The 25,150-nt window shown below is 30.1% G+C and carries 21 protein-coding genes and 1 pseudogene; 7 read left to right on the top strand and 15 right to left on the bottom strand.

The features are described from left to right. Nucleotides 1-361: 361 nt before the first annotated feature. The 8 genes from CLPA_RS03590 to CLPA_RS03560 form a co-directional block, all read right to left on the bottom strand. Entirely contained in the window at nucleotides 362-928 is a 567-nt protein-coding gene (locus CLPA_RS03590; protein ID WP_034829544.1) for a Uma2 family endonuclease, read from the bottom strand. A 253-nt stretch (nucleotides 929-1,181) separates the two neighbouring features. Further along, a complete protein-coding gene (locus CLPA_RS03585) occupies nucleotides 1,182-1,424 on the bottom strand; it encodes a hypothetical protein (protein ID WP_004455410.1) in 243 nt (80 codons plus the stop codon). A gap of 6 nt (nucleotides 1,425-1,430) precedes the next feature. Then, nucleotides 1,431-1,916 (bottom strand): DUF3990 domain-containing protein, encoded by a 486-nt coding sequence (locus CLPA_RS03580; protein ID WP_004455412.1) that lies wholly within the window; start codon nucleotides 1,914-1,916, stop codon nucleotides 1,431-1,433. Then, complete coding sequence (locus CLPA_RS03575) at nucleotides 1,913-2,140, bottom strand: DUF3791 domain-containing protein (protein ID WP_004455414.1); 228 nt, start codon at nucleotides 2,138-2,140, stop codon at nucleotides 1,913-1,915. Before CLPA_RS03575 ends, CLPA_RS03580 begins: the two co-directional genes overlap by 4 nt. Before the next feature lie 165 nt (nucleotides 2,141-2,305). Further along, nucleotides 2,306-6,130 (bottom strand): InlB B-repeat-containing protein, encoded by a 3,825-nt coding sequence (locus CLPA_RS03570; protein WP_004455415.1) that lies wholly within the window; start codon nucleotides 6,128-6,130, stop codon nucleotides 2,306-2,308. 386 nt (nucleotides 6,131-6,516) lie between these two features. Next, entirely contained in the window at nucleotides 6,517-8,502 is a 1,986-nt protein-coding gene (locus CLPA_RS03565; protein WP_196771755.1) for a Tn3 family transposase, read from the bottom strand. Further along, a complete protein-coding gene (locus CLPA_RS21470; RefSeq protein WP_196771754.1) occupies nucleotides 8,499-9,458 on the bottom strand; it encodes a DUF4158 domain-containing protein in 960 nt (319 codons plus the stop codon). Before CLPA_RS21470 ends, CLPA_RS03565 begins: the two co-directional genes overlap by 4 nt. Next, complete coding sequence (locus tag CLPA_RS03560; RefSeq protein ID WP_004455416.1) at nucleotides 9,455-10,069, bottom strand: recombinase family protein; 615 nt, start codon at nucleotides 10,067-10,069, stop codon at nucleotides 9,455-9,457. The genes CLPA_RS21470 and CLPA_RS03560 overlap by 4 nt, the downstream gene beginning before the upstream one ends. Before the next feature lie 137 nt (nucleotides 10,070-10,206). Between CLPA_RS03560 and CLPA_RS22075 the strand changes: the two are divergent. Beyond that, a pseudogene (locus CLPA_RS22075) lies at nucleotides 10,207-10,419 on the top strand (group II intron reverse transcriptase/maturase); the annotation flags it as partial. Between the two features lie 169 nt (nucleotides 10,420-10,588). Here the strand turns inward: CLPA_RS22075 and CLPA_RS03555 are convergent. The 5 genes from CLPA_RS03555 to CLPA_RS19990 form a co-directional block, all read right to left on the bottom strand. Next, the gene (locus CLPA_RS03555) at nucleotides 10,589-10,996 is read right to left on the bottom strand and encodes a type II toxin-antitoxin system RelE family toxin (protein WP_004455417.1); all 408 of its coding nucleotides are present in this window, start codon (nucleotides 10,994-10,996) and stop codon (nucleotides 10,589-10,591) included. A 5-nt stretch (nucleotides 10,997-11,001) separates the two neighbouring features. After that, nucleotides 11,002-11,304 (bottom strand): prevent-host-death family protein, encoded by a 303-nt coding sequence (locus tag CLPA_RS03550; protein ID WP_071167494.1) that lies wholly within the window; start codon nucleotides 11,302-11,304, stop codon nucleotides 11,002-11,004. Nucleotides 11,305-11,458: 154 nt separating this feature from the next. Further along, nucleotides 11,459-12,037: a site-specific integrase gene (locus tag CLPA_RS03545; protein ID WP_004455424.1), complete on the bottom strand. Its 579-nt coding sequence runs from the start codon at nucleotides 12,035-12,037 to the stop codon at nucleotides 11,459-11,461. 291 nt (nucleotides 12,038-12,328) lie between these two features. Next, entirely contained in the window at nucleotides 12,329-12,808 is a 480-nt protein-coding gene (locus CLPA_RS03540) for a hypothetical protein (RefSeq protein ID WP_004455426.1), read from the bottom strand. 382 nt (nucleotides 12,809-13,190) lie between these two features. After that, nucleotides 13,191-14,387, bottom strand: coding sequence for an amidase domain-containing protein (locus tag CLPA_RS19990; protein ID WP_004455428.1), 1,197 nt, complete (start codon nucleotides 14,385-14,387; stop codon nucleotides 13,191-13,193). A 786-nt stretch (nucleotides 14,388-15,173) separates the two neighbouring features. On the opposite strand from CLPA_RS19990, the gene CLPA_RS03530 reads away from it, so the two are divergent. The 3 genes from CLPA_RS03530 (at nucleotide 15,174) to CLPA_RS03520 (ending at nucleotide 18,814) form a co-directional block, all read left to right on the top strand. Then, entirely contained in the window at nucleotides 15,174-16,004 is an 831-nt protein-coding gene (locus tag CLPA_RS03530; RefSeq protein WP_004455430.1) for a methyl-accepting chemotaxis protein, read from the top strand. 125 nt (nucleotides 16,005-16,129) lie between these two features. Continuing rightward, the gene (locus CLPA_RS03525; protein WP_004455431.1) at nucleotides 16,130-18,124 is read left to right on the top strand and encodes an oxidoreductase; all 1,995 of its coding nucleotides are present in this window, start codon (nucleotides 16,130-16,132) and stop codon (nucleotides 18,122-18,124) included. A 306-nt stretch (nucleotides 18,125-18,430) separates the two neighbouring features. Next, complete coding sequence (locus tag CLPA_RS03520) at nucleotides 18,431-18,814, top strand: DsrE family protein (RefSeq protein WP_004455432.1); 384 nt, start codon at nucleotides 18,431-18,433, stop codon at nucleotides 18,812-18,814. Nucleotides 18,815-19,017: 203 nt separating this feature from the next. On the opposite strand, the gene CLPA_RS03515 is transcribed toward CLPA_RS03520, so the two are convergent. Together CLPA_RS03515 and CLPA_RS19985 are read right to left on the bottom strand one after the other, a co-directional pair. Next, complete coding sequence (locus CLPA_RS03515; protein ID WP_004455433.1) at nucleotides 19,018-19,701, bottom strand: hypothetical protein; 684 nt, start codon at nucleotides 19,699-19,701, stop codon at nucleotides 19,018-19,020. Between the two features lie 412 nt (nucleotides 19,702-20,113). Then, a complete protein-coding gene (locus CLPA_RS19985; RefSeq protein WP_004455434.1) occupies nucleotides 20,114-20,836 on the bottom strand; it encodes a DUF6973 domain-containing protein in 723 nt (240 codons plus the stop codon). Nucleotides 20,837-21,002: 166 nt separating this feature from the next. Here CLPA_RS19985 and CLPA_RS03505 point away from each other — a divergent pair, with 166 nt between their 5' ends. The 3 genes from CLPA_RS03505 (at nucleotide 21,003) to CLPA_RS03495 (ending at nucleotide 25,140) form a co-directional block, all read left to right on the top strand. Beyond that, complete coding sequence (locus CLPA_RS03505) at nucleotides 21,003-21,395, top strand: hypothetical protein (protein ID WP_004455435.1); 393 nt, start codon at nucleotides 21,003-21,005, stop codon at nucleotides 21,393-21,395. A 194-nt stretch (nucleotides 21,396-21,589) separates the two neighbouring features. Continuing rightward, nucleotides 21,590-22,144, top strand: a complete 555-nt coding sequence (locus CLPA_RS03500) for a recombinase family protein (protein ID WP_004455436.1) — start codon at nucleotides 21,590-21,592, stop codon at nucleotides 22,142-22,144. Between the two features lie 32 nt (nucleotides 22,145-22,176). Next, on the top strand, nucleotides 22,177-25,140 hold the full coding sequence (locus CLPA_RS03495) for a Tn3 family transposase (RefSeq protein WP_004455437.1): 2,964 nt from the start codon (nucleotides 22,177-22,179) through the stop codon (nucleotides 25,138-25,140). Nucleotides 25,141-25,150 lie beyond the last annotated feature (10 nt).

Raw genomic sequence — 25,150 nt, 5'->3', positions numbered from 1 at the left:
TTTCCTCCGATTGTTAATAATTTGTTTTCTTTTTGTTCATTTTTGAATTATAACATGGAGTTTGTGTAGAAAAAAGTAACAACTTGTATTAAATTTAAAGTTTTTTTATATATATTTCGATATATATTTACACTTTTTTAACAAATATTAAATACAATTAAAATACTATTAATATTTATTCCAAATTAGATTGTTATTAAAAATGTAATATATTACATTTGAATTAAAGTAATTATATTCCTAATTACTTATTGTCATATTATATAAAAACCTACACAAATTTAATTTCCATAAATTTGTGTAGGTTTACTATTTTAAAAACTCATCAAGCATTCTGTTAATCAAATGAATTTAGTATTTATTATTGTCCAATCCCTTTATGAAATATATTTTCAAGTTCAATTTTTAAATCTTTATAAACTGTACTTGTATATATATCTTTAGAAGAAAATACTTTTGGAGTTCCATAAGCTCCATTGACTAAAGTGTATTGAGTTATTGCTCCACTTGGTTCTACTATATTATATTCTAGTACCCCAAATTTCTGATATATACGTGCCTTAATAAAATAATCATTATCAGAATATTTTTCAGATACCACTTCAAAAATCACTTTGGGTGATGAAATAAAGCTTTCACCTAAGGTTTTAGCATCCTTACACATAACAAAAATATCAGGTAAAAAATTATATTGTTCATTTTCATTTTTAAATATAACTTCTATTTGCTCTGAAAAAGGTTCACATTCACTTCCATCAAAATAAGCATCTAACTTTGATAATATCTTTCTTACTATTCTATTATGTCTTTGAGATGTCCTTGAGCTAAATAATATCTCCCCATTTAGATATTCACAAATACCATCATATTTACTTTGAATTTCTTCAAATTGTTTTGGTGTAATAAACACATTCCTAATAGGTTCCATATTCTCATCTCCCATTATCAAGTATTCTCATAATTCAATTATATATATATTCTTTCCACTTAGCAATTTTTAACCTGACTAACTTGGCGTAAGTCTCCCACTTATTCAAGTAGGAGTTCAACGCCAAGTAAGCCATGCATTTGTAGTTCTAAAATTCAGATGGGGTAAAAGAATCCCCACCTGAATTAAGAACTTACTTCAATAATGAAAATCTACAAAATACTGAAATGGAAATGGTGGAGAAAACAAGAATCTAAATATCTAATTTCTCCCCATTTTTTTCCATTTCTAATCCCATATATAAATAATTAACACCTTCATACCACAATTTTGTATCTTCTTGTTCTAAAATATCATATACCTTTGAGTTATAAAAATCCAACAGAGCTTGTTTTTTAGATATACCATGACTTTTAGCAAACCTTTCTGTCACTTTGGCTGCTTTTAAGGGAATAAATATATGCACATTTTCTTGTGTTACTTTAGGCAAACTCATAGCTAACTACACTTCCTCATAATTAATAAATTTTAGGTATTTTAAAGCTTCCCCTGTATGAAAAGAAACTTGATCATCTAACTTATAAGTTCTAAGTTCTTTAATTGCCGTTTCGAAATCCATAAATTTGTTTTCAAAGGCATTTAAACACGCATATACCCTATCATCTGCTACACACCCCTTTACTATATCAAATTGATGTGTATATCCTTCTTTCATTCTATTATCTAATACAAATTTAAGCCAACTCTTACTAGCTCCTCTAAATATTCTGACATTAAGACTAATCTTTTTTAACAAATCGTCTTCTAATTGATATATACTTATAAAACCTTTATCTGAATTCTCTCTTCTACTTTTAATTTTTGCCCATTTATATGCCTGTTCTTTACTTGTTGTGGTATAAAATCCATGTCCAAAATCTAATGTTCTATTGGCTCTTATAAAGATAGGTTTTTCTACTAATACATTACTACCATGATAGAGTATCATAGTTTATAACCCCTATTCTCTAAAAATAATTGAATTTCAGATAAAATATAATCTGCTCCCTGTGTATGAAGTAAATCATAACTTTCCATCAAGAAATCAATAACTCCACTTTCACTAAATAAATTAGCTACATCTTTACCTTTCATATTATATTTAATTTTAAAATTCTCTATGCAAAACGATACAAACTCTATTATTTTTTCATCCTTATTTAAATGTGCCATAAACTCACCTACATTATCTAATTAACTCATAGTAAATTCTAACTACTTTATATTAATATTATATACTACCATAAGCCTTTCTAAAACAAAAACTTCTGAAACATGGATAAATCAGGTGAGGAATCTCCCCCACCTGATTGAAAGGTTTAGCTATTAATGAAAATTCTAGAAAATGCTTATTATCCATGTCCAAATATTTCTGTAGAACACTCCAGACCATGCATTAACTTTATGGTAAGTTGCTTTTACTTCCAAGTCTCCTTTAACATTATTGAAATTCTTGTCCCATCCAGTAAATACATATCCTGGTCTCCTTGGAGCTTTTGGTGCCTTTGCAGATTTTCCATATTCTACAGTCTGGGGTTTTCCTATAATCTCTCCATTATAATCCTTAAAAACTACTGTATAACTGTTTATCTTATACTCAGCTTTTACCTCCAAGTTTTTCTTAACATTACTAAAGTCCTTATTCCAGCCTGTAAAGGTATAGCCTTCTCTTGCTGGAGCCTCTGGTGCTTTTGCTGCACTTCCATACTCTACAGTTTGAGCCTTTCCTATAGTTTTTCCCTTATAATCTTTAAAAATCACTGTATAGGTTTTTACTTTGTATACAGCTGTTACTACTAAGTCTTCTGTAACCTTGTGAAAGGATTTATCCCAGCCTGTAAAGTCATAACCCTCTCTAACTGGCTTCTTTGGGGCCTTTGCAGACTTTCCGCTTTTTACTTCCTGCTCACTTAACACAGTTCCATCATAATCTTTAAATACCACTTTGTAAGCTTCCTTTTCAGGGTTTGCTGCCTTAACAAAATTTACATCTACACTCTGGTTACCTTTTGTTAAATCTATCTTCTGACTAAAGCTTTCCTCCAGATTATATGCCTTTGGTGCCTTCACCTGTTTTAAGACATACTCTGCTGGTGCTAGATTATTTATAGAAACTTGTCCTTTTGAGTCAGTTTTAATATTATCAGTTCCTATAGCATTTCCATTAGCATCATATAGCTTAAATTCTGCATCTTTTAATAATTTATTGTTGTTAGCAGAATCCACAGCTTTTACTGATAATGAAGAACTGCTGCTTTTCCAAATACTATCCATAGGATATAGAGTGATATTTGCTTTTGAATCTTCTCCCTTTGAATAGGTTTCCATAGCTGTACTGCTGCTGTCTGGGAATATAAGTGAAGCTCCTGTCACTTCTCCCTCATTTCCAAATACCTCTATAGAAGCCCAATCAAGATAGATTTTAAGCTTGATTTTTCCATCAGAAGTCATGGACATATCTCCTGTTTCCACTGCCTTAAACAGATCACTTTCATAGTATCTGTTGCCATTTTCAGTAGGTATCTTTCCAGATTTGCTTCTATCTATGGATACCTTTTTAGTTGCTATATTATAGTTTACAACGGTTTCCTGATTGTTACCCACTCTCAGCTTAAAGCCTACATCTGTAGTAGCCGCCCCTGGAGTAAATTCAGCAACAATTTCAGTCTGTTTTCCTGTAATTCCTTGAAGTACATTACCTGTACTGCCCACTGTAGCATTTTCTATTACTGTAGGTGCTAAACGCAGGCTGTCATATTCTTTTATAGGCTCCTGAATCAATTTTATCTGTCCTTGAAGATTTTTCTTTAACTTTAACTCAAGCTGCAGATTGAAATTACCGTTGAAAGGCTCTGTAATAGCTGATACTGCCTTGCAATAATTGTCCCAGGTATTCATCCAGTTAATCATAATTACCCTGCCATCAGGAGTATTGTTATAAGTTTGTCCTGCATAGGAATCCCTTCCGAAATTCATTGAAATTTTATCTGCTTCAGGTACAAAAGTTAATTTACCATTTACCTCCTTGAAGTCACCAATCATGTAGAATCTTCCGCCTCCACTGAGTACCCATTTATATTCATTGGTTCCCTCTACCTTCATTCTTAGAAAATCAGGACATTCTGTTTCGATTTCCGGCTGCATTGCTTCTGCCTTCCAGTTTTTAAGATCTGAAGAGGAGAAAAATCTTAAGGGTCCTCCCGCAACTACCATAATCCACTTCTTGGCGTCTTCATCCCAGAATACCTTAGGATCTCTGAAAGCGCCATTATTAAGAGGATCATCACTGGTCTTCAAAACAGGATTTCCAGTATATTTTATCCAGGTTCTACCCTTATCTGTACTGTAGGCAACATTCTGCTGCTGAATACCGCTGTTATCTGTAGTATAAATTGCCACTAGTCCCTTTTTCTCTGAAGTATTGGTAAAGAACCCGGTAGTATTGTTTTCATCTACCACTGCGGAACCGGAAAATATAGCCCCAATATCATCTGGATATAGGGCAATAGGAAGCTCCGTCCAGTGAATTAAATCCTTAGTTACAGCATGTCCCCAATGCATAGGTCCCCATTCTTTACCATAGGGATAATATTGATAGAATAGATGATATTCTCCCTCATAATACACCATGCCATTTGGATCATTCAGCCAGTTTTCCTTTGGTGAATAGTGAAATTGTGGTCTGAATTCTTCTGAATAATATGAAGTTGGATCTAATGCTCTCTTAAGATTTATTAAATAGGTTCTTTCATTGTCTTCATTATCCTTAGCCGTTACATAGACCTTATTTAATCCTACAGGAATAGCTATTTCATTAAAAGTATTGTTCTGCAGGTCTTTATTAAAAACTTCAATTCCCTTGCTGTCTAAGACTCTTACCTTTACAGAAGAAGCATTAACCGCAGAAAGCTTTAATTTTATCTTATCCACAGTATATTCTGTATTAGCATTATAATTAAATACATTTTCACTAAAGCTTGGGGATAAATTTACCCCTTCAATCTTAAGATCTGTCAATTTAGGATAAGTGGCTGCATTTATATCAGTTTTGTTTAGATTTTGATATATCTCAGAGGCACTGTAATTCAAAAGTCCAAATTTACCTGAGCTAAAGGAACTGTCATCAAAACTTCCCACAAGGTTATTGTCAATATAGTAATCCACATGAGACCCTATGGCTTTAACCTTTAGATTATAAGTACTTTTTGAAGGTATTTTGAATTCCTTAAAAACCGTAGCTGAACCATTTTGGAACTTAAACAGTTTTCCCATACCGGCACCACTGTCCACATTTGCCACATAGGAATCGGAACCGTTATCATTGGACCTGAATACTATTGAAGCTGCTCCTACAGAAGGTAAAGTTACATCCGTCTGATAGATAAAATCTGATCCAGTGGTATCAGATATAGCAAAACTATCCCCTCTTCCCTGAGAAAAAAGTCCTTCATTAGTCTTAATCCAGGTACCCTTAAGTCCAGTTATATTTGTAAGATTAGTTGAAAATCCATTTTCATCATTATCTACTGGGCTGTCACTAAATTTTATATTACTGAAAGTTGCTTTAGTGTTAAAGGTTAAAAGTCCTGCATTTCCTCCAGTCCAGGAAGGATCATTCTTCACAAATACAAGATTTCCATCCAAATAGAACTTTATATTCTTATTACTATCCACAGTTACTTTGTAGTGAAAAGTATTCTTTGCCTTTTGAGCTTCTGTAAGAGGTACTGCTTCATTAATTCCAAGGTCTTGTCCAGGTACCACCTTAAACATCCTTATTACACCAGTAACCTTATCATTTTCAGCATAGGAATATCCCTCTGTTTTATTTATATTTACACCATACCAAACTCCACTAGAAGGGTTGTCCTTATTTGCCACTCCGAATATTAAAGCAGCTGAAGGTCCATCTTCAAGATTCACATCTGCTTCATAGCTGAATTTTTCAGAGTATGTACTAGTAATGGCAGCATTGTCTCCATCTTTTTTCAAAAGTTCCAGTCCATTATCTGTATTTCCAAATTCACCATTTATAAAATCTTCCCTTGTAAAGGTAGAAATTGTCTCCGCCTTGGTGATCACAGGCGAAGTGCTAATAAAAGTAGTTAAAAATAAAGCTGAGCACATGAAGAAACTAAATATGCTTTTAAAGCCTTTTTTCATGAAAAAATCCCCCTTATTTTATAAGTTTATTTTTTTAATTTCATCCTACAAATTTTATCCAGTCATTCTAGCTTATAAAGCCTTTACAAACGTTTACAAATACAATAAATTATCACCTCAATTTTTATTTTTAATCATATAAATCAGCAATTTATATGCCAAACTTCTGTATTAAAATTATTCCAAGTAAAATAGATGATTTTCAGAATGTTGTCAATATTAGTAATACACTTTGGATAATTTTTGATACAAATTTTTATGATTTTAATACAATGTTCAAGTATATTTTTTATTTTTGATACATAAACTCTAGGGATACAGCCGACATACGTGTAAAAACCGGCCACATCATGGTTTTGACTTCCAATTTGTGACTGGTTCTTATTTTATGGTATGGAAATACCCATATCTATAGACTCAGGTATATTCCCTAAATCAATCACATAATCACCAAATCGTTTTATATGCTTTGTTATGTATGGACTAAGAGCAGCCACATCTGACTTTGTAAACTTAACTCCATTAGCTAATAGTTGTTTTAATATATATGTTATATCTGCAACATTTTGAAGTATTACTGCATTAGATACAAGGTTATTATATTTAATTCTTTTTTCTTGTTCATCAGGATCATTTTCTGTTATAACACCTTCGCCACCAAATGCAAAAAATTTAGAAAATCCATTATACGATTCTACTTTATTTGTAGTTGAAGTGATTTGTGTACGCATTTCAATATTAGAGATATATTCTAAAAGAAATATGGTTCTGATTACTCTCCCTAACTCTCTAAATGATTGATATAGCTTATTTTTATGACTATAATTATTTAACTTTCTTAAAAGTGTAGAAGAGACTATTTTCCCTGCCTTAATCGACAAAACTACTTGGAGCATATCTTTCCAATGAGTTTCGATTAACTTCCAATCTATAACATCACTAAATAAAGAATCTATATTTTTATATTTATGATTTTTATCAACACGATAAAATTTTAAATCCTTCCAGTTTCTAATACGTGGCATTAGCTTTATTCCCAATAAATAAGTTAATGCAAAAACAGGCGTTGACTGTGCCTGGGTATCTCCATGGATTGTATCTGGCTGAATATCAGATTTATTATTCATTAATCCATCTATAATATAAACTGCTTCCCATACGCCACATGGGACAAAATGACTAAATAGAGCAATATATGTATCTGAAATGTGATTATATGAAATACCGCCATTTCCACCATAACGGATGTGGTATTCAGATACTAAATTTTCTTTATAAAGTTCACGCATTGTGCCATCAACAGCAGCAACCTTATTATTCCCCCATAATTTAGGAATATAGCATTTATTATATAAATTTATTATATCTTTAATGGCCTCATCCAACTTATTTACTGTAACATGCCTTCGATTTACAAAAGATAACATATGCGGAGTTACTGAACTTTTCATATGTCTTGATGTTTCTGTAGGACCTAGATTACAACCATATCCAAAAACTAAGGTGACATATCTTTCAACTGCATTTTCAAGCTTTGGATCGGAGCCAGATAATGGTCCAAAATGGCGTGTCCAATTTAACCAATGCTCTACGTTGCAAAGAATTTCAATAACATCTCGTTCAGGTAGGCATTCATAAATATCATTTTGCAAATCAACAGCACTTTTGGAGATACCTTTTGCTTTTGTACGATTAAGAACAACCTCACCTTTTTCATTAATTGAAATACTTCCATTGTTATGATAATTTTTATCTACTTCTAGAGCCTTTTCTTTTAGTAATGACTTTAAGTTTGATACAAATTCAACTGGATTGTCTTTGAAATTCATCTCTTGGCAAAAATCAGAAACTAAAGGTTCACATTCTTCCCAAGATAAAAGCTGATTTCTGTAATCAGCAAAATTTTCAGAAGTATTAATACATAAGTCTCCAGTTTTAAGTCCCAATGCCAAGTGATAGAAAATACATATTTCAAGGTGTCTTCTAACTAAAAATGTATTTTCACCTTCTTTTGCTGTAACAGTATTTTGCCATTGAGCGTTTACAAAATCTAAATCTAGTGCAAAAGGCAATAGTTCAATGCGCTTGTCTTTATTAGTAATTAGGAATTTTAGAGCATTAATTAAAGATTGATCTTGTGTAGCTGGTTGAATTTCAAGAAGTTTTATTAATCTAAATAGTGCCTTCCTATAGCTTTTATAAAATTTCCATAACAACGGCAAATAATTATTTCCATTGTAAGAAGAAACATTATCACATTCTGTAAGAAGTACTTCCGTACCACCATTTTCATTTATTATTTCTCTAATTTGTTTTCCAAGCATTGAATTGCTCTTAGAGCTATCATTTGTTTTTACAAGTACTAAAATCAAATTTTCTGTTTTTGCACGATTTTTTCTTGAATTTTTTTTAGTTCGTCTTTACCTTTATTTTGAATTTTACGAATACACTTTAAAAACATTTCTACCAAGTTATCTCGGGTCTTAACCTTTGACATATATATTAAACTTAAAATCAAAGTATATCTCTTACTATCAGATAGCTTATTCATTTCAGCAGCATCAAGAGCTTTAGCTTCAGATGCAAAGTGTTTAATTTTAGCCAATGGGATATCTTGAATTAAATTTTCAACATCACCCATAGATAAAATTAACTGATATGTATCTTCCAACGATTTAAGATGATTAATTTTTGGAGCTTTTGGAAGCTCTTTCAAATAATTAAACATAGAATAATTTTTTGAGCTTTCAATAATTAATAATCTATCTAATTGAGCTGTTTTATCATCATTTAACTGGCTCAATATATTTTCATAAATTTTTGAATTAACCAATGCACGAATATGACGAACTAAGCGATTCAATGTACTAAATGCAGGAAGCTCAAACCTCTCTTTAATTAAAGTTTCAATTGCCACATTTATAAGATCAGCTGGATTATTCATAACTTGTGCAGCTTTATATGTTGCTTCTGTAACCACATTTCTTGCAGTTGCTCCAAATTCAGTTACATTCAAATATTTCCTAATAGAAATTTTATATCTATAACGTGTTCTCTCTGGCAAATCAAATTCTGTATTTAATGGTATCTTTAATTGTGATGAAATATATTTTATAATCTCTACTGGCACATCATCGGCTTTAGGAAAATACCCTAATCGTTGAAATGATTTAAGCATAACAATAAAATTAAGAATTTGACCTTGACCTTTTGCTATTCTATGAGCTAATTCAAACTCTTCATGATTTGGAGTATATATTTTTATAATTCCTTTTGAATTAATATTCTTATCAAATCGAGGATAAGCAGTACGTTCAATAGTTGTCAAGGTGTGTTCCTCCTTAATTCATATTCCTTTGCTCTTCTATAAAAAGTATTACTTTTCATTCCAGATAGTTTCATGGCTTCTACTGCAGTTATCTTCTTTTGTTTCCAATTATCAAATATTGATTCAAAATTATCATTAATGTTTATTTTTTTTCTACCAAATTTGACTCCATTGCTAATTGCAGCTGCAATACCTTCTTTTTGTCTTTCCTTTATTCTTTTACGTTCATCTTCAGCCATATAACTTAATAGTTGAAGTATTAATTCCGAAATTAAATTTTCTAATCCATTCATATCTTTATATTTTCTTGTATCTAATAAAGGCATATCTAAAACCACGATATTTATTTTCTTTATTTGTATAAGCTCTCGCCATTCATCTAATATCATTTGTTTATTTCTACCTAATCTATCTAAAGATTTAATATACAAAATATCATCTTCTCGAAACATACGTTTCATCAATTGATATTCAGGTCTTTTAAAGTCTTTTCCACTAGCTTTTTCAATAAATATATATTCATTTTCTATTCCCAATTCTCTAGCTGCGAAAATTTGTCTTTCTAGAGATTGATCTTTACTGCTTACTCTTGCGTAGAAAAAACTTCTCATTTTAGTTAACTCCCTTAATTTATAATAGGGGTGTCACCAACATTTCCGACAAAACCCCCTCTAAGGGATTAGTTGAATAAAATATGGCGATTTCACCCCCTTTAAGAACACATTTCTAAATACCTAAATTTAAAGGTCTTCGACTATGCTATTGGAAACAATGGAAGAAAATCAAAACAAAACATGATAATCTTAAAAAGCTTGGTATTGATGAATATAAAGCTTGGGAGTATGCAAATACAAGAAAAGGCTACTGGAGGATATCCAACAGCCCTATTTTATCCAGAACACTATCTAATAAATATCTTAAAAAGCAAGGCTTTATAACATTAACCGAAAGGTATCTATAATTAGGTGATTCTTATTGAACCGCTGTGTACCGAACGGTACGCACAGTGGTGTGAGAGGTCGCTGAATAAAATAATTATTCAGCTCCTACTCGATTTAGCGTGGGTTTTGTCGGAAATGTTGGCGACACCCCAAATTTAACGTATAAAAAATAGAGAAATTCATATCTCTCTATTTTTTATTAAAATCATTCCATGATTTGCATGATTCTAAATATTTACTTAGTTTTTGTTTGGGAATTTTTTTAGCCGTAATATTTCTTTTATGAGCAACTTTAAATACAAAATCTCTACTTCTTTTTTCAATGGTTAAAATATACACTATACGAAGAATATCTACTTTCTCATCAGTAACCCTAAAAACTATTCTTATACCTGCAGTTCTAAGCTTTTTTTCTTTGCATCCAGCTAATTTGGTAGATTGATTATTTCTTAGTGGAGTACCAACTTCATCTGCTCTTAATTCTAAATCGTCAATTGCATTATTAACAATTCCTATTACTGAATTGTCTAAAGCTTGGTACTCCTTAGCAGCATCAGGATGAAATCTTATCTCAAATCTTTTATTATATAAATTCACTTAAACTAACGTCTTATATCTTTCCAAGAAACTGCTTTAGATGGGTTAATATTAAGACTTTCTATTCTTTGAGATAATATTTTTTCTTCTTCTTTTGCTTCTAGTTCTGCTAACCTTTTGTACATATTTTCATAATAGTCATATGAAAGTAAAACTGTATCTATAGATCCATTATCAGAAATATATACTGGATTTTCTTTTGCCTTTTCCTTATACTGACCTAATCTCTTAGAAATTATAGATGACTTTACTATTTGATCTTTAGTAATAACAGGCTTGGTATCCATCATTGCAACACCCACTTTCATTCCTCCTTACATAATATGCTCACTTTCATTTTTTATATACTCCATATATTACGTAATATATGGAGTATATAATTCCGTAATATAATTATAAAATTTTTACAAGTAAAAATCAATGCTTTATTACATGAATTATACGGTACTAAAGTTTAGCACTTTATAATTCGACGAGACGGTAAACATCATCAATATCATCCTGGGATATACCAAGATACAATTTAGTTATGGCCTGAGTAGAATGATTGAACAGCTCCATCAGCACCGGCACAGGTACTCCCTTCTTCCAGGAATGATATCCAAAGGTCTTTCTTAGTGAATGGCAGCCTACATGTTCTTTTATTCCTACTGCTGCACAGCTATCCTTTATTATCTTTATGGCCATGTACCTGGTTATGGCTTTATTTACACCGTTGCGGCTGCTGAAAATATAGTCTGATGGATTTATATGACTAAGTTTTCTTTTATGCTTTAAAAGGCCTTCTATTGCATTTTTATTCAAAAGAAACTTCTTATCCTTACCTGTCTTCTGCTCTTTTATATATACATGAGTTTTAAAGGTCTTTTCTTCAAAGTCATATACATCCTCCCAGGTCAGCTGCAGTATATCTGAAATCCTTAGTGCTGTATTAAGTCCAAGTACAATTAAAGCATAATTTCTCATGCTTCCTGATCCAAGAAGGTACTTTTTCAGATCATTAATCTTTTTTTCTGATCTTATGGGTTCAACTCTTTCCATAATTTAACTCCTTTTTTTGTTTCTAAAGGGCAAAAAGTTTTACCCTTTATTACCAATTATATTTTTTGTAAAGTCAGTATTTTAGGGTAGTCCCACGTGTTTATTTAATTCAACATAATATATTATTTTATTATAATATGTTGAATTTATTTTTGCAAATTTGTATTTTCAAAGAGAAAAAACAAGCGTGAAGCCTTAATTTATAAGACTTCACGCTATTTTACCCAATTCAACACAATTGTAATTGTGTTGAGCTCGCTAAATAACGGAACGTTAAACTATTTAATATTTTTATCTATATATTTGAGGAACTTGTTTTTCATATTCAAATTCCTGACTTTTTTCAATATATAAATGATCTTTATTTTGAGTAACAGTATATATAACTGGTGTATCTAAAGCCGAACAAATTAATTTACCAGTAGAATCATATATATTAAGATCCTTTATCATATATATATATATTTTCCCATTGATTTTATGTTGATTAATTTCATTTAATTTCAATGAAATTTTTATAGGTCTTTTTATATTTGGACTAGTATAAAAACCAGAAGAAAGGGAATTTGCAGCATAAACTTGTTTGGATACAAATTTTTCCAAATAAGAATCATATCCATTTGGATATTGGTATACTTCAGTTATTAAGTTTTTTATTTCTACATAATGATACTTTTCATTATTACTATTATTATATGACATATTACATAAAAGATAAGTACTAAAAATAAAAAAAGCTAAAAACAGTATTATTAATATTTTTTTCTTCATAGTAATTTATAACTTCTCTCCATTTTATAATTTAAATATACATTATATTATCATAAAATCTATCTATAATACAAGTTGAGTATTTAATTAGAGCTATAGTGTTTTGAATACTACCACCCACTTGCAAAAGGCTGAGGTCTTTTAAACAAGAATATACTTTTAATAAAAGTTTGCTCAAACATATAGTTGCATTATAATAAGACATATTAATCTGCTTGGAGAGTACAATTTTTATTCTAAAAATATTCCTGAATTTCATTAGTTAATATCATTGAATATAAAATAAATCGGAATTGTTGATATTACACTTATTGAGCCACATAACAGATATTGGTTCTATTATGTGGCTCAATAAGTATTAAAAAATAAATTAATTATAGTATTATTTCCAAATAGTATTATATCCAAATATGTGAGCTGTTCTTGTTTTGGAAGGATCGTAAGACCCACTTGCATATGCCATAGATAATGGATAATCTAATCTAGGTGATGTATGTCCAGAATAACATACGCCATCTCCTTCCCAATCTATCTTTGTTACAATAACAGCATGACTATAATCTTTTTCATAATAGCTCCAGAATTCAATAGGATCACCATAATCCATATCTAAATAATGAGTATTATCCATTGCTACAGGTCCTTCAGAAGTATTATTTATTAAAAAATTCCAAAGACCTTTCACATTAACCCAAGCATTCGATGACATTATATAACTTCCATACCAAAGCGGATTTGTTTGCGGTGCTCCTGCAAAAATACATTGAGAAACAAAATTAGTACAATCATTACTATATTGCCAATACTCAGGATTATATGAATTTGCCCATTTATGAGCATAATTAACAGCAGCTGTTCGATTATAATCCACTTGCCATTTATGTCCTCCAAAAGAACCCATTGGTGTTATAAGATTTGATGATTTAATTAAATTATTTTTTTCTTTGGATTCTTTAATTTTTTTTATAAATTGTTTATATTCATTAATATCAGTATCAATATTACTTGTTTTTAAAGAAGCAATTTTTTTATCAATAATAGTGTCACTATTATCATTATTTGTCAAAGTTTTTTTATTTGAAATATCATCAGTATTAGTATCACTTTTATCTATATCTTCATCTATAAACCATTTATTATTTATTTTCTTTAATGTAAGTACATGGTTACCCCATTCTTTAGAAACTGTATCAGGAATATTACTAAATGAGAATTCAGTATATTTAGAAATGTTAATTATACAACTATTTTCATTAAAATCTATTGAATTATAATCTATATTAATAGAGTATTTTGTTAATTGATTATTAATTTTTTTAAACCATAATGCCTCTCTAGAATATTTTAAATCTATAAATTCTTTAAGTTTATTATTAGAAATAGTATCATCCTGACTAATTGCTTGTCCTTTTTTTATAGATTCAAATTCATCATTAAAATATTTACTAACAATCCCCTTAATTTCATTTACATCATTAATATTTTCTTCTGCGTGAGCTTTACTAATAGGTGAAAATATTAGTAAAAATGATATTACAACTAATCCTAATTTTTTAATAGTTTTTTCAAAATTATTCATTTCCTTCTATTATTATTATCAACATTTATAAATTATACATAAATGTAATTATTATGTCAATAATGGCATAATAATTTCAGTAATTCTATATTTAAGGAAATTAATAATAGTTATTTTTCAGTAAATAATACGTATTTTCCTATTTTTCTATGTAGTATACTATACATTATAATTTTTTATGTAAATATGTAAATAATAGTTGTTATATTCATGTAAATAACAACTATTATTTTGTTGAATTTATAAATGAATTGTTATTAAATAATAAAACAACAACTACAGTTGTTGTTTTATTTGTTTTATAATATTGTTTTATTTGTTTTACGGGTACAGCCATAGTACAAGTAAAAATGAGCCACTTCATTTAAGTAGCTTATTTAGATATTAACAGTATATTTCAGCAAGTGTACCCTAATGACATAGCATAGAAGTATTTCATTAAGATTGAAAAATGATATTTTGAACTATTTCAAAAATATTTAGACTTGGTGAAAAACAGATTTTACTTACATTTTAGTTGAATTGGATAAAACTGTGATCATGTGGCCCATTTTTACACGTATGTCGGCTGTACCCGCTCTAGCAATATTTTATCTTGTTCCTTGGCACACAAACTCTTCCACAGTGAAGACTTGCCAGAACTTTCTGATATAGTATAAAAATTTTACATTATTCTACGATAAATACTAATAAGAAATATTTTTTACTTTTTTGAGTGAAATATAATATTTATTTACCAAAGTGGAAATGATTAATGAACAAATCAGCTATATAAGGAGAACTATTATGCAAGATGAAAACAATAAAATACTAGAAGCCTTTTCTACAGTAATGCCCTATCTAAAAATAATTTTTGACAATGAAGCTGCCTTTTCAATAACTGATACTGAAAAGTACATAGATGTACTTGTAAATAAGGATCTACCTATCAATGCATCTGTAGGAGATCCAGTTTCTAAAAAGGGCGCAATTTATGATGCTATTAAAACAGGTAAAACTATAATTAAAGATGTTCCAAAAGATGCCTATGGAGTAGCCTTTAAATCTTATGCTATACCAATAAAGGATGAAAATGAAAAAGTTATTGGTGCAATTGTAACTGGAAAAAGTATAGAAAAGAGATTAAAGGTAAACGAATTTTCACAAGAGTTAGCAAATTCACTAAGTGAAATATCTAAGGCAATACAGGATATAGCAAAAAAATCTGAAGATTTACTATACTCAAATCAGGTCATACTGGAAGAAGTTAAGAAAGCAACTAAAACCACAGAAAATACAGACGAAATAGTGGACTTTGTAAAACAAGTTTCCAATCAAACAAATTTACTTGGATTAAATGCATCAATTGAAGCTGCAAGAGCTGGTGAATCAGGAAGAGGTTTTAGTGTTGTTGCACAGGAAATACGAAAACTATCTAATTCCAGCAGTGAATCAATAAAAAAGATTGATTTAGTGTTAAAAGAAATAGGAAGTGGAGTTTCAAACATAGCAGCTGGAGTTGAAAAATCCAATTCCTTCTTTGAAGAACAATCAACATCCTTTCAGGAAATTACAGCAGCAATAGAGGAAATTAATGCCCATGCACACGTTTTAAGTGAAATGGCGAAAAAATTATAGATTTAAAATACAACTGGATGTTTTGCACTAATTTAAATTATTAAGCAACTAAAAATTAATTATAAATATATCCCCTTCCTAAGGGGAGAGCGAGCAAATATAAAGAATATGAGGAGGTATTGGGATTGAAAAAAGAGCATGAAATCTTATTTGAAACTGTAAAAATTGGAAAATTGGAAATTAAGAATAGATTTGCCATGGCACCAATGGGACCTATGGGTTTAGGTGATTCTCAGGGAGGATTTAACAAACGAGGCATAGACTATTATACTGAGCGTGCAAAAGGTGGAACAGGTCTTATTATTACAGGGGTTACCCAGGTCGATAATTTAGTTGAAAATCATATTGGTACAGGTTTTCCCTGTGCAACAGAAAATCACACACAATTTTTAAGAACTTCAAGAGAGATGATAGAGCGTATTCATGCCTATGATTCAAAAATATTTATACAATTAGGCGGCGGATTTGGAAGAGTACTTTATACTCCTAATAAAATTGAAACTATAGCACCATCACCTATAAAAAATGTTTGGACTGATGTAACTTGTCGTGAAGTAACGGTAGATGAGATTAAACATATTGTTAAAATGTTTGGGAAAGCTGCCCTTAATGCAAAAAACGCAGGCTTTGATGGTGTACAAATACATGCAGTACATGAAGGTTATCTAATGGATCAATTTGCCACTGCCTTTTATAATCATAGAACTGATGAATATGGTGGATCTCTTGAAAATAGACTACGCTACGCCCGTGAAGTAGTTGAAGAAATAAGAAAAACCTGTGGACCAGATTTTCCTGTCACTTTGCGTTATACACTAAAAAGTTTTATAAAGGATTGGAAAAATGGTGCATTACCAGGTGAAGAATTTGAAGAAAAGGGTCGTGATATTGAAGAAGGTATCAAAGCCGCTAAGCTTCTTGTAAGTTACGGTTATGATGCTCTTGATGTGGATGTTGGAACTTATGACTCATGGTGGTGGAATCATCCTCCAATGTATCAGAAAAAAGGCTTATATATACCTTATGCTAAAATACTTAAGGAAAACGTAGATGTACCAATTCTTTGTGCTGGAAGAATGGATAATCCTGACATGGCAGCTAAAGCAGTAAAAGATGGTGCCTGCGATATTGTAAGTCTTGGACGTCCTCTTTTAGCAGATGCCCACTACGTTAATAAATTAAGAGCTGAACACTTACAATCTATCCGACCTTGTCTTTCATGCCATGAGGGATGCCTTGGACGTATGTTTACCTATGTGGCTCTTAATTGTGCAGTAAATCCAGAGGCTTGTCGTGAAAGTGTAACCCGACTTGCACCTGTACTAAAGAAAAAGAAAATTTTAATTATAGGTGGAGGAGTTGCAGGCTGTGAAGCGGCAAGAGTACTTGCAATTAGAGGACATGAACCTGTTATTTATGAGAAAAGCAGCAGACTTGGTGGAAATTTGATTCCTGGTGGAATGCCAGACTTTAAAGAAGATGACCATGCATTAGCTAGATGGTATGAGCATGAGCTTGATTCACTTCATGTTGAAATACATTTAAATAAAGAACTAACTTCTGAAGAAGTTAAAAAGTATAATTCTGATGCAGTAATAGTTGCCACTGGGTCCACACCAAAGATATTTGATCTTGGTAATAATAAAAATATTCTTACTGCGGTAGATGTACTTAATGGCAAAGTTGACCCAGGAAAGAAAACTGTCGTTATAGGTGGCGGACTTGTTGGCTGTGAAATTTCCCTTTGGCTAGCTAAAAAAGGTGTCAGTGTTACTATTGTAGAAACGTTAAATAAGCTTCTTTCAGTAAATGCACCATCTTGCCCCGCTAATAGTAAAATGCTTGAGAAACTTGTTCCTTTTAATGGTGTTCATGTTTTAACATCCTCTACTGTAACTGAAGCTACAGAAAAAGGAGTAATAATAAATGAAAATGGAAGGAATTCCAAACTTATTGAATGTGATAGTGTTATCTTAGCAGTGGGGTATAATTCCGAAAGATCCATATATGATGATTTAAAGAACGAAATACCAGAAATATATGTACTTGGTGATTCACGAAAGGTTTCAAATATCATGTATGCTATTTGGGATGCTTATGAGATTGCTTCAGGTATTTAAAGGAATATTAAATATAATTACCTAGTATGTTATTCCAACAAATAGGATAGGTTCTAAGGTTCTTACACACATATTCATAATAAATTGGGTGCTATTCAGGCTGTTAACAAATCTAATTTGTCAACAGCTTTTTGACATTTTTTAACAAAATATAATACTACTTTATATATAGATGCCATGATAAATAATTTCATAATATATTTATAAATTTATAATGAAATTCATAAATATGTATGGTATAATACTTATAACTTCATAAAATTCACATTAATACATTATTATTTTATTACAAGGGAGGTTTTTTTCATGCAAGAACACAAAATTATATTTCATATTGATCAGATGGACAAATGGGATATACTGTTAAAAGATGTAGATATATTATTGAAGGCTTTAAGTAATAAAAAATTTCATATTGAAGTTTTAGCTACTTCAGAAGCTTTTAAATTCTACGATGTTAATGAGAACACTAATGCAAATATAAGTTTGATGAGAAATTTAAACAAAAAAGGCGTAAAATTTATTGTTGGCAAAAATCACCTGATAAATAACAACCTAGATATGAAAAGATTGCTTAATTTTGTAGATACGGTTCCCGTTGGATCTTTAGAACTTATAAATAAACAAAATGATGGTTACATTTGTCTGGAAGCTTGGGACCCATTTAACACTATCAATAAAGCTTGTTAGTTACGTTCATTTACTTTTGTAAATTCTACATTTCAAATATATGCTTATCTTTAGCTCACTAAAATGAATTTGTAATATTTTTATTATCACTAAAAAGAGAGTCCTTTATAAGGAAAGTTCTTTACTTAGTGATAATTTCTTAAGTCCTCTCTTGTTATATAATTAACATTCCATTTATTATTTTTTAATTTTAATTATTGGCTTTATCTAAATATATTCTTAATATAATCAGTTACTTCCTTTGGCATTTTGTTAGAAAATAAATTTGTTATATCTGTAATTGATTTAATTGAATAATTTAAATTAACCCTAAGTTTACTATCTTCTATGTTAAAACTGCTGATTTTAAAAGGCTCTACCACCTCATTATTAATGCTAATAGAATTATCATCATTAACTGATATATAATTAGAGCTATTTTCTTTTAATTTGTTTAAAACATATTTTTTAGGAATTCCTATTCTTCCTATTTTTACATTCTTTAAATTGAGGATTAAAGTACTATCCTTCAAACTTGGAATTAATTCCACCATGTACTGAGTTGGAAGTACTTTTAATAGATAGGAATTTATATATATTTTTATACTATTACTATTTATATCACTTTCAAGCCCATCTATTGCTATTCTATTTTTCATGGATTCATATAATATATTGTTTAGCTCCTCTTCCGTTACTGCAAAACTGATATTTAAATTACCGCTTTCCTTATTATATTCTACATTTTCTATATTTTTTATAATATCACTATTTGCATTAGCTGAACTAGATTTACTATAAGAGGATATCTGCTTTACTGGACTTATACAAAATACTGCAGCAAGTATAATTACCAATAACATTAATATAGCAGTTCCCAAATATATAGGTATTTTTTTACTACGCATATAACCTTCACCTTCTTTATTATGTAAATTTAAAATTTCATCTTTTGATGTGTATTTTATTCTATTGTAGCATATATTCTCAACTTCTGTTTATTTCAACTGATTCATTCTCCTAAGCACTGATAAAATTGCTATTTCCCTTTTTCATAAGTATTTCTTCATAATTACCTATAAGGGGTGTCACCAACATTTCCGACAAAACCCACGCTAAGACAAAAAGTGGGTAAAAATATTAATTTCTACCCACTTTAATCCATTTTTAAAAGTTATTTATTATTATATTTTCTCAATTTTTTAGAAATGCATATATACATAAAAATGTTGATATTACTATCTTTTAAATTTTATACTTGGTGAGAGTTATACTGAAATTAGTTCTAATAGAAAAATAAATTTTTAATAAAATCTTATATTATAGTTTACCACTTGAATCCGTAACAGTAAGAACACCATTTACAACCCTATTTAACCATCCATTATCACAGTATCTTATAACTTCTGATTTTAAATTTGATCTACTGGTATAGCGAGCTAATCGTCTACCAACATCATTATTATTTAAATCCATAGTTTTATCTGGTCCACTAGGTGTTTGAGCTTCATGAGCATTAGCAAAATAACTAGCATAAGTCTCGCCTATATCTTTGGCCATTAATCCATTCCAATATGTATGCCTAAATGCATCACCGTTACCTAAATATAAAGTACTACTTTGATACAATGATTGTGCAGTTGATAAAGCTGTATTAGCATCAGCATAAACAAATACAGCTTGGGAAGGATATGCTGCTACAAGTGCTAATTCAGCACTGTTTAAATTTTTTCCCCATATAGTATATGATGGTGTAACGATAGTAGAGTTTACTTTTTCATTAATTTTGTCCACAATTAACTTTTTAGCATAATCATTAGTTAGCTCTTTATTATTGTTTTTTACTTCATTTAAAATATTAGTAAAATCATCGTATGATAGAACTTCACCCTTTTCTTTTATAATATCATCATAACTTTTATGTAATACATTTACTTGTTCTGTGTTATTTAAGGTTGTACTAGTTTTAGCAAATACAATGGAACTTGATAAAGTAGTCACCAAGAGTGTTGCAACTAAAAAACTTATATACTTTTTTTTCATTTTATATTCCCCCATTTCATTGTTATATTTGTATAGTATCATGAAATGTAATAATTGTAAATAAGCTTAAATATTGGTTCATAATATATTATCTTGAACATTGTTCTAAAGTATGGTATATTCAATATAATTTTAGATTACACTACTAAAAGAAAGGGGAATTAATGTGTTTAAAAATAAATCAACCTATATTTTTATAGCAATAATATTGGTTATTATTTGCATTATAATAAGTATTAAACTGTTTTCAAGCAATATTACAATATCTATTAAAAATAATACAGATAAAACCGTAGCAGGTTTAAAAATTAAATATTCTCATTTAAATAATGATATTGAAGTACCACAAATACCGAAAAATCAAATATATAAAACAAAAATAATACTTCCAGAAAATTTTACTGAAGGATCAATTAAAATTTATTATATAGATAAACAAGGAGAAAATCATGAAGAATATTTAGAAGGATATATTGAGAAAGGTTACAAAGGAAATATCACTACTACTATAGATTCAGTTGATAATAATGGAATTTTATCTATAAAGGTTCATAAATAGAACGCTCTAAAAAAATAAATAATTTTATATGTTTTTATTAATGTACTAAAAACGGTCGTTTTCGGAACTAAAAAGTTAGATGCTTTTTTAGTTCTTATTTTTATACTTTTTAGCACCAAAACTATTACCGAAAACAAAGTTTCAAAATTGACTACCATCTAACATTTTTGGTACTATTAATGTGAGGTGATAGCGTGAATATAGGTTATGCTAGAGTAAGTACTGAAGAACAAAACTTAGATAGGCAAATAGATATACTAAAACAGGCTGGTTGCAATAGAATTTATGAAGAAAAAGTATCAGGTATAAAAAAAGAACGTACTGAACTTAATAAGATATTAGATCAAATTCGTACTGGTGATGTAATAATAATAGCAGATCTTACAAGATTGAGTAGAAGTGTTAAAGATCTTTTTAGCATTGTAGAGCAGATTGAAGAAAAAGGAGCTAACATTAAATCCATTAAGGAATCTTGGGTTGATACTACAACAGCACAAGGGAAACTTATGTTTACTATTTTTGCAGGTATTAGTCAGTTTGAACGAGACCTCATATCGCAAAGAACAATAGAAGGACTTAATGCAGCACGTGCAAGAGGAAAAAAAGGTGGACGTCCAAAGACAAATGATAAAGATATTAAGTTAGCACTTAAGATGTATAATAGCAAAAATTACAGCATTACTGAAATTAGAAAAGCAACTGGTGTCAGTAAAACTACTCTTTATCGATATATCAATAGCAATAAATAGTTCTAGTATTTAAACAAAGGAGTTGATAGGTAGTGGCATCACCAGAAATTTTACTTACAGAAGATCAAAGGCTTGAATTTACCCAGATACCTCAAAATATAAGCGAATGGGAGATTGCAAGATATTATACCCTAACTGAGAATGATATTGAAATTGTTAATCGCCACAGAAGAAATTATAATCGTCTAGGATTTGCTGTACAATTATGTGTTCTTCGTAACCCTGGATGGTCTTTAGGTAATACACAAGAAATACCTGAATCAATATTGTGTTATATTTCAGAGCAACTTAATATAAATCCAAAAGAATTTGATCTGTATTTTAAAAGAGAAAATACAAGGATGGAACATTTTCAAGAAATACGTGAGATCTATGGATATAGAACATATTCAGATAAAGATTACAATTATCTAATTGATTATCTTGTGCCTCTTGCTATGGATAATGATAATGTATTTCGTCTTATGAAAGCTGCAATTGCTGAATTAAGAAATAAAATGATTATTCTTCCTGGTATCACTACAATTGAGAGAGTTGTAAATGAAGTTATAACAAAAGCTGATAATTTAGTTATTGATATTATAAATAATTCATTGACTGAATCCCAAAAGAAATCTTTAGATTTTATTATAGAATCACCAAATGAAGATACTAAAACAACACTTGCATGGTTAAAAGAAGATCCAGGACAATCAACACCAAACGCATTTCTTGAAGTGATAAAAAGACTTGATAGAATAAGAGATTTAAAGCTTGATTTAAATATTGAAAGTGTTCATCCCAATAGAATTAGACAACTATCAAGACTTGGATCTAAATATGAACCATATTCATTTAGGCGATTTGAGGATAATAAACGATATGCTATGCTTGCTTTATATTTATATGATCTGAGCCAAACGCTTGTTGATCTTGCTATAGATATTCATGATAGACAAATTAATATATTCCTTTCAAAAGGTCGTAAAGAGCAGGAATCAATTCAAAAGCAAAACGGAAAATTCCTTAATGAAAAGGTTATTCAATTCGTAGATATTGGCGCAGCCTTAATCAAAGCTAAAAATGAAAGTCTTGATCCATTTGAAACAATTGAAGCCGTAATGCCTTGGGATAAAATAATTAAATCTGTAGAAGAAGCAAAAAATTTAGCAAGACCAATAAATTATGACTATATAGACTTGTTGGACAAAAGATATTCCCAGTTACGAAAGTACACACCTGCTTTATTAAAACATCTTCAGTTTAGTTCAACAAATAAATCATTAGAGTCTTTAATAGATGCACTGGACGTTATCAATAAGGTGAATGAAACAGGTAAAAGAAAACTTCCTGAGGATGTACCATCGGATTTTATTTCTAACCGTTGGAACAAGTATGTATTTGAACCTGATGGTAATATTAATCGTCACTATTATGAGATAGCAGCGTATACAGAACTGAAAAATAGAATACGTTCTGGCGATATTGCAGTGAATGGCAGTAGGAATTATAAAAATTTTGATGAATACTTATTATCTAAAAATGATTGGAATGATAAGAAATTACTTACACCTAAGATAGCTGTAAGTCTTGATTTTGAACATTATATCACTGAAAGGATGGATTCTTTGAATAAACGTCTTCAATGGGTTTCCAAGAATGCTGATAAATTAGATGGTGTAAGCATCGGTACTGATAGAATCCATGTTGAGAAGCTTGAAAAAGAAACTCCTGAAGAAGCAAAATTATTAAGTGAAAGACTATATAAGCTACTCCCTAGAGTGAAGCTTACAGATCTTCTTATTGAAGTATCCAAGTGGACAGGTTTTGATAAAAATTTTGTTCATGCTTCCACAGGTAATGCTTGTAATAGTCAAGAAAAAACAATTTTAATGGCTACATTAATGGCAATGGGAACAAACATTGGATTAGTAAAAATGTCAGATGCTACTCCTGGTATAACATATCGCCAAATGGCTAATACAGCCCAATGGCGTATGTATGATGATGCTATGAAAAGGTCACAAGCAACTTTGGTTAATTATCAATATAAACAATTTTTATCATCATATTGGGGTGATGGAAGCACATCATCTTCAGATGGAATGAGGGTACAGGTTGGAGTATCAGCATTAAATTCAGAGCATAATCCACATTATGGATCAGAAAAGGGTGCTACAATTTATAGGCACGTTAGCGACCAATACTCAAGCTTTTACACTAAAGTTATAAATACTAATGCAAGAGATGCAGTTCATGTAATTGATGGTCTACTTTACCATGAAACAGAACTCAGTATTGATGAACACTATACTGATACTGCTGGTTATACTGATCAAATATTTGGGTTAAGTCATTTACTAGGATTTCATTTTGCTCCAAGAATAAGAGATATATCTGAGCTCATGCTTTATTCCTTTAACAAACCAAGTAACTACTCTAAGATAGAAAAAATAATCAAAGGAAATATTAATTTAAAAATAATTAGAGAAAATTATGATGATGTTTTAAGGTTAACCCAATCAATAAGTGAAGGTAAGGTATCAGCTTCCCTTATTATGGGTAAATTAGGTTCCTATGCTAGACAAAATAGTCTTGCTACTGCCCTTCGAGAAATTGGAAGAATAGAGAAAACTATATTTTTACTTGATTATATTTCAAATAAGCCCTTGCGTAGACGCATACAAAGAGGCTTAAATAAAGGGGAATTTATGAATGCTTTAGCTAGAGCAATATTTTTTGGTAAACGTGGAGAACTTAGAGAACGTGAACTACAGGATCAGCTACAAAGGGCTAGTGCATTAAATATCATTATAAACGCTATAAGTGTTTGGAATACTGCATACTTACAGAAAGCAATTGAACACCTTAAACATACAAGCAGCATTGATGAAAGTTTATTAGAGCATATAGCACCACTTGGATGGGAACATATAAATTTTCTTGGAGAATACAAATTTGAACTTAGAGGCGTTCATGAAAGTGATGATTTAAGACCTTTAAATTTAGGTATTTAGAAATGTGTTC

The sequence above is a fragment of the Clostridium pasteurianum DSM 525 = ATCC 6013 genome, assembly GCF_000807255.1.
GTDB lineage: Bacteria > Bacillota > Clostridia > Clostridiales > Clostridiaceae > Clostridium_I > Clostridium_I pasteurianum.
The sequence above is the reverse complement of the archived record's forward strand: the minus strand, read 5'-3'. Positions and strand labels throughout refer to the sequence as shown.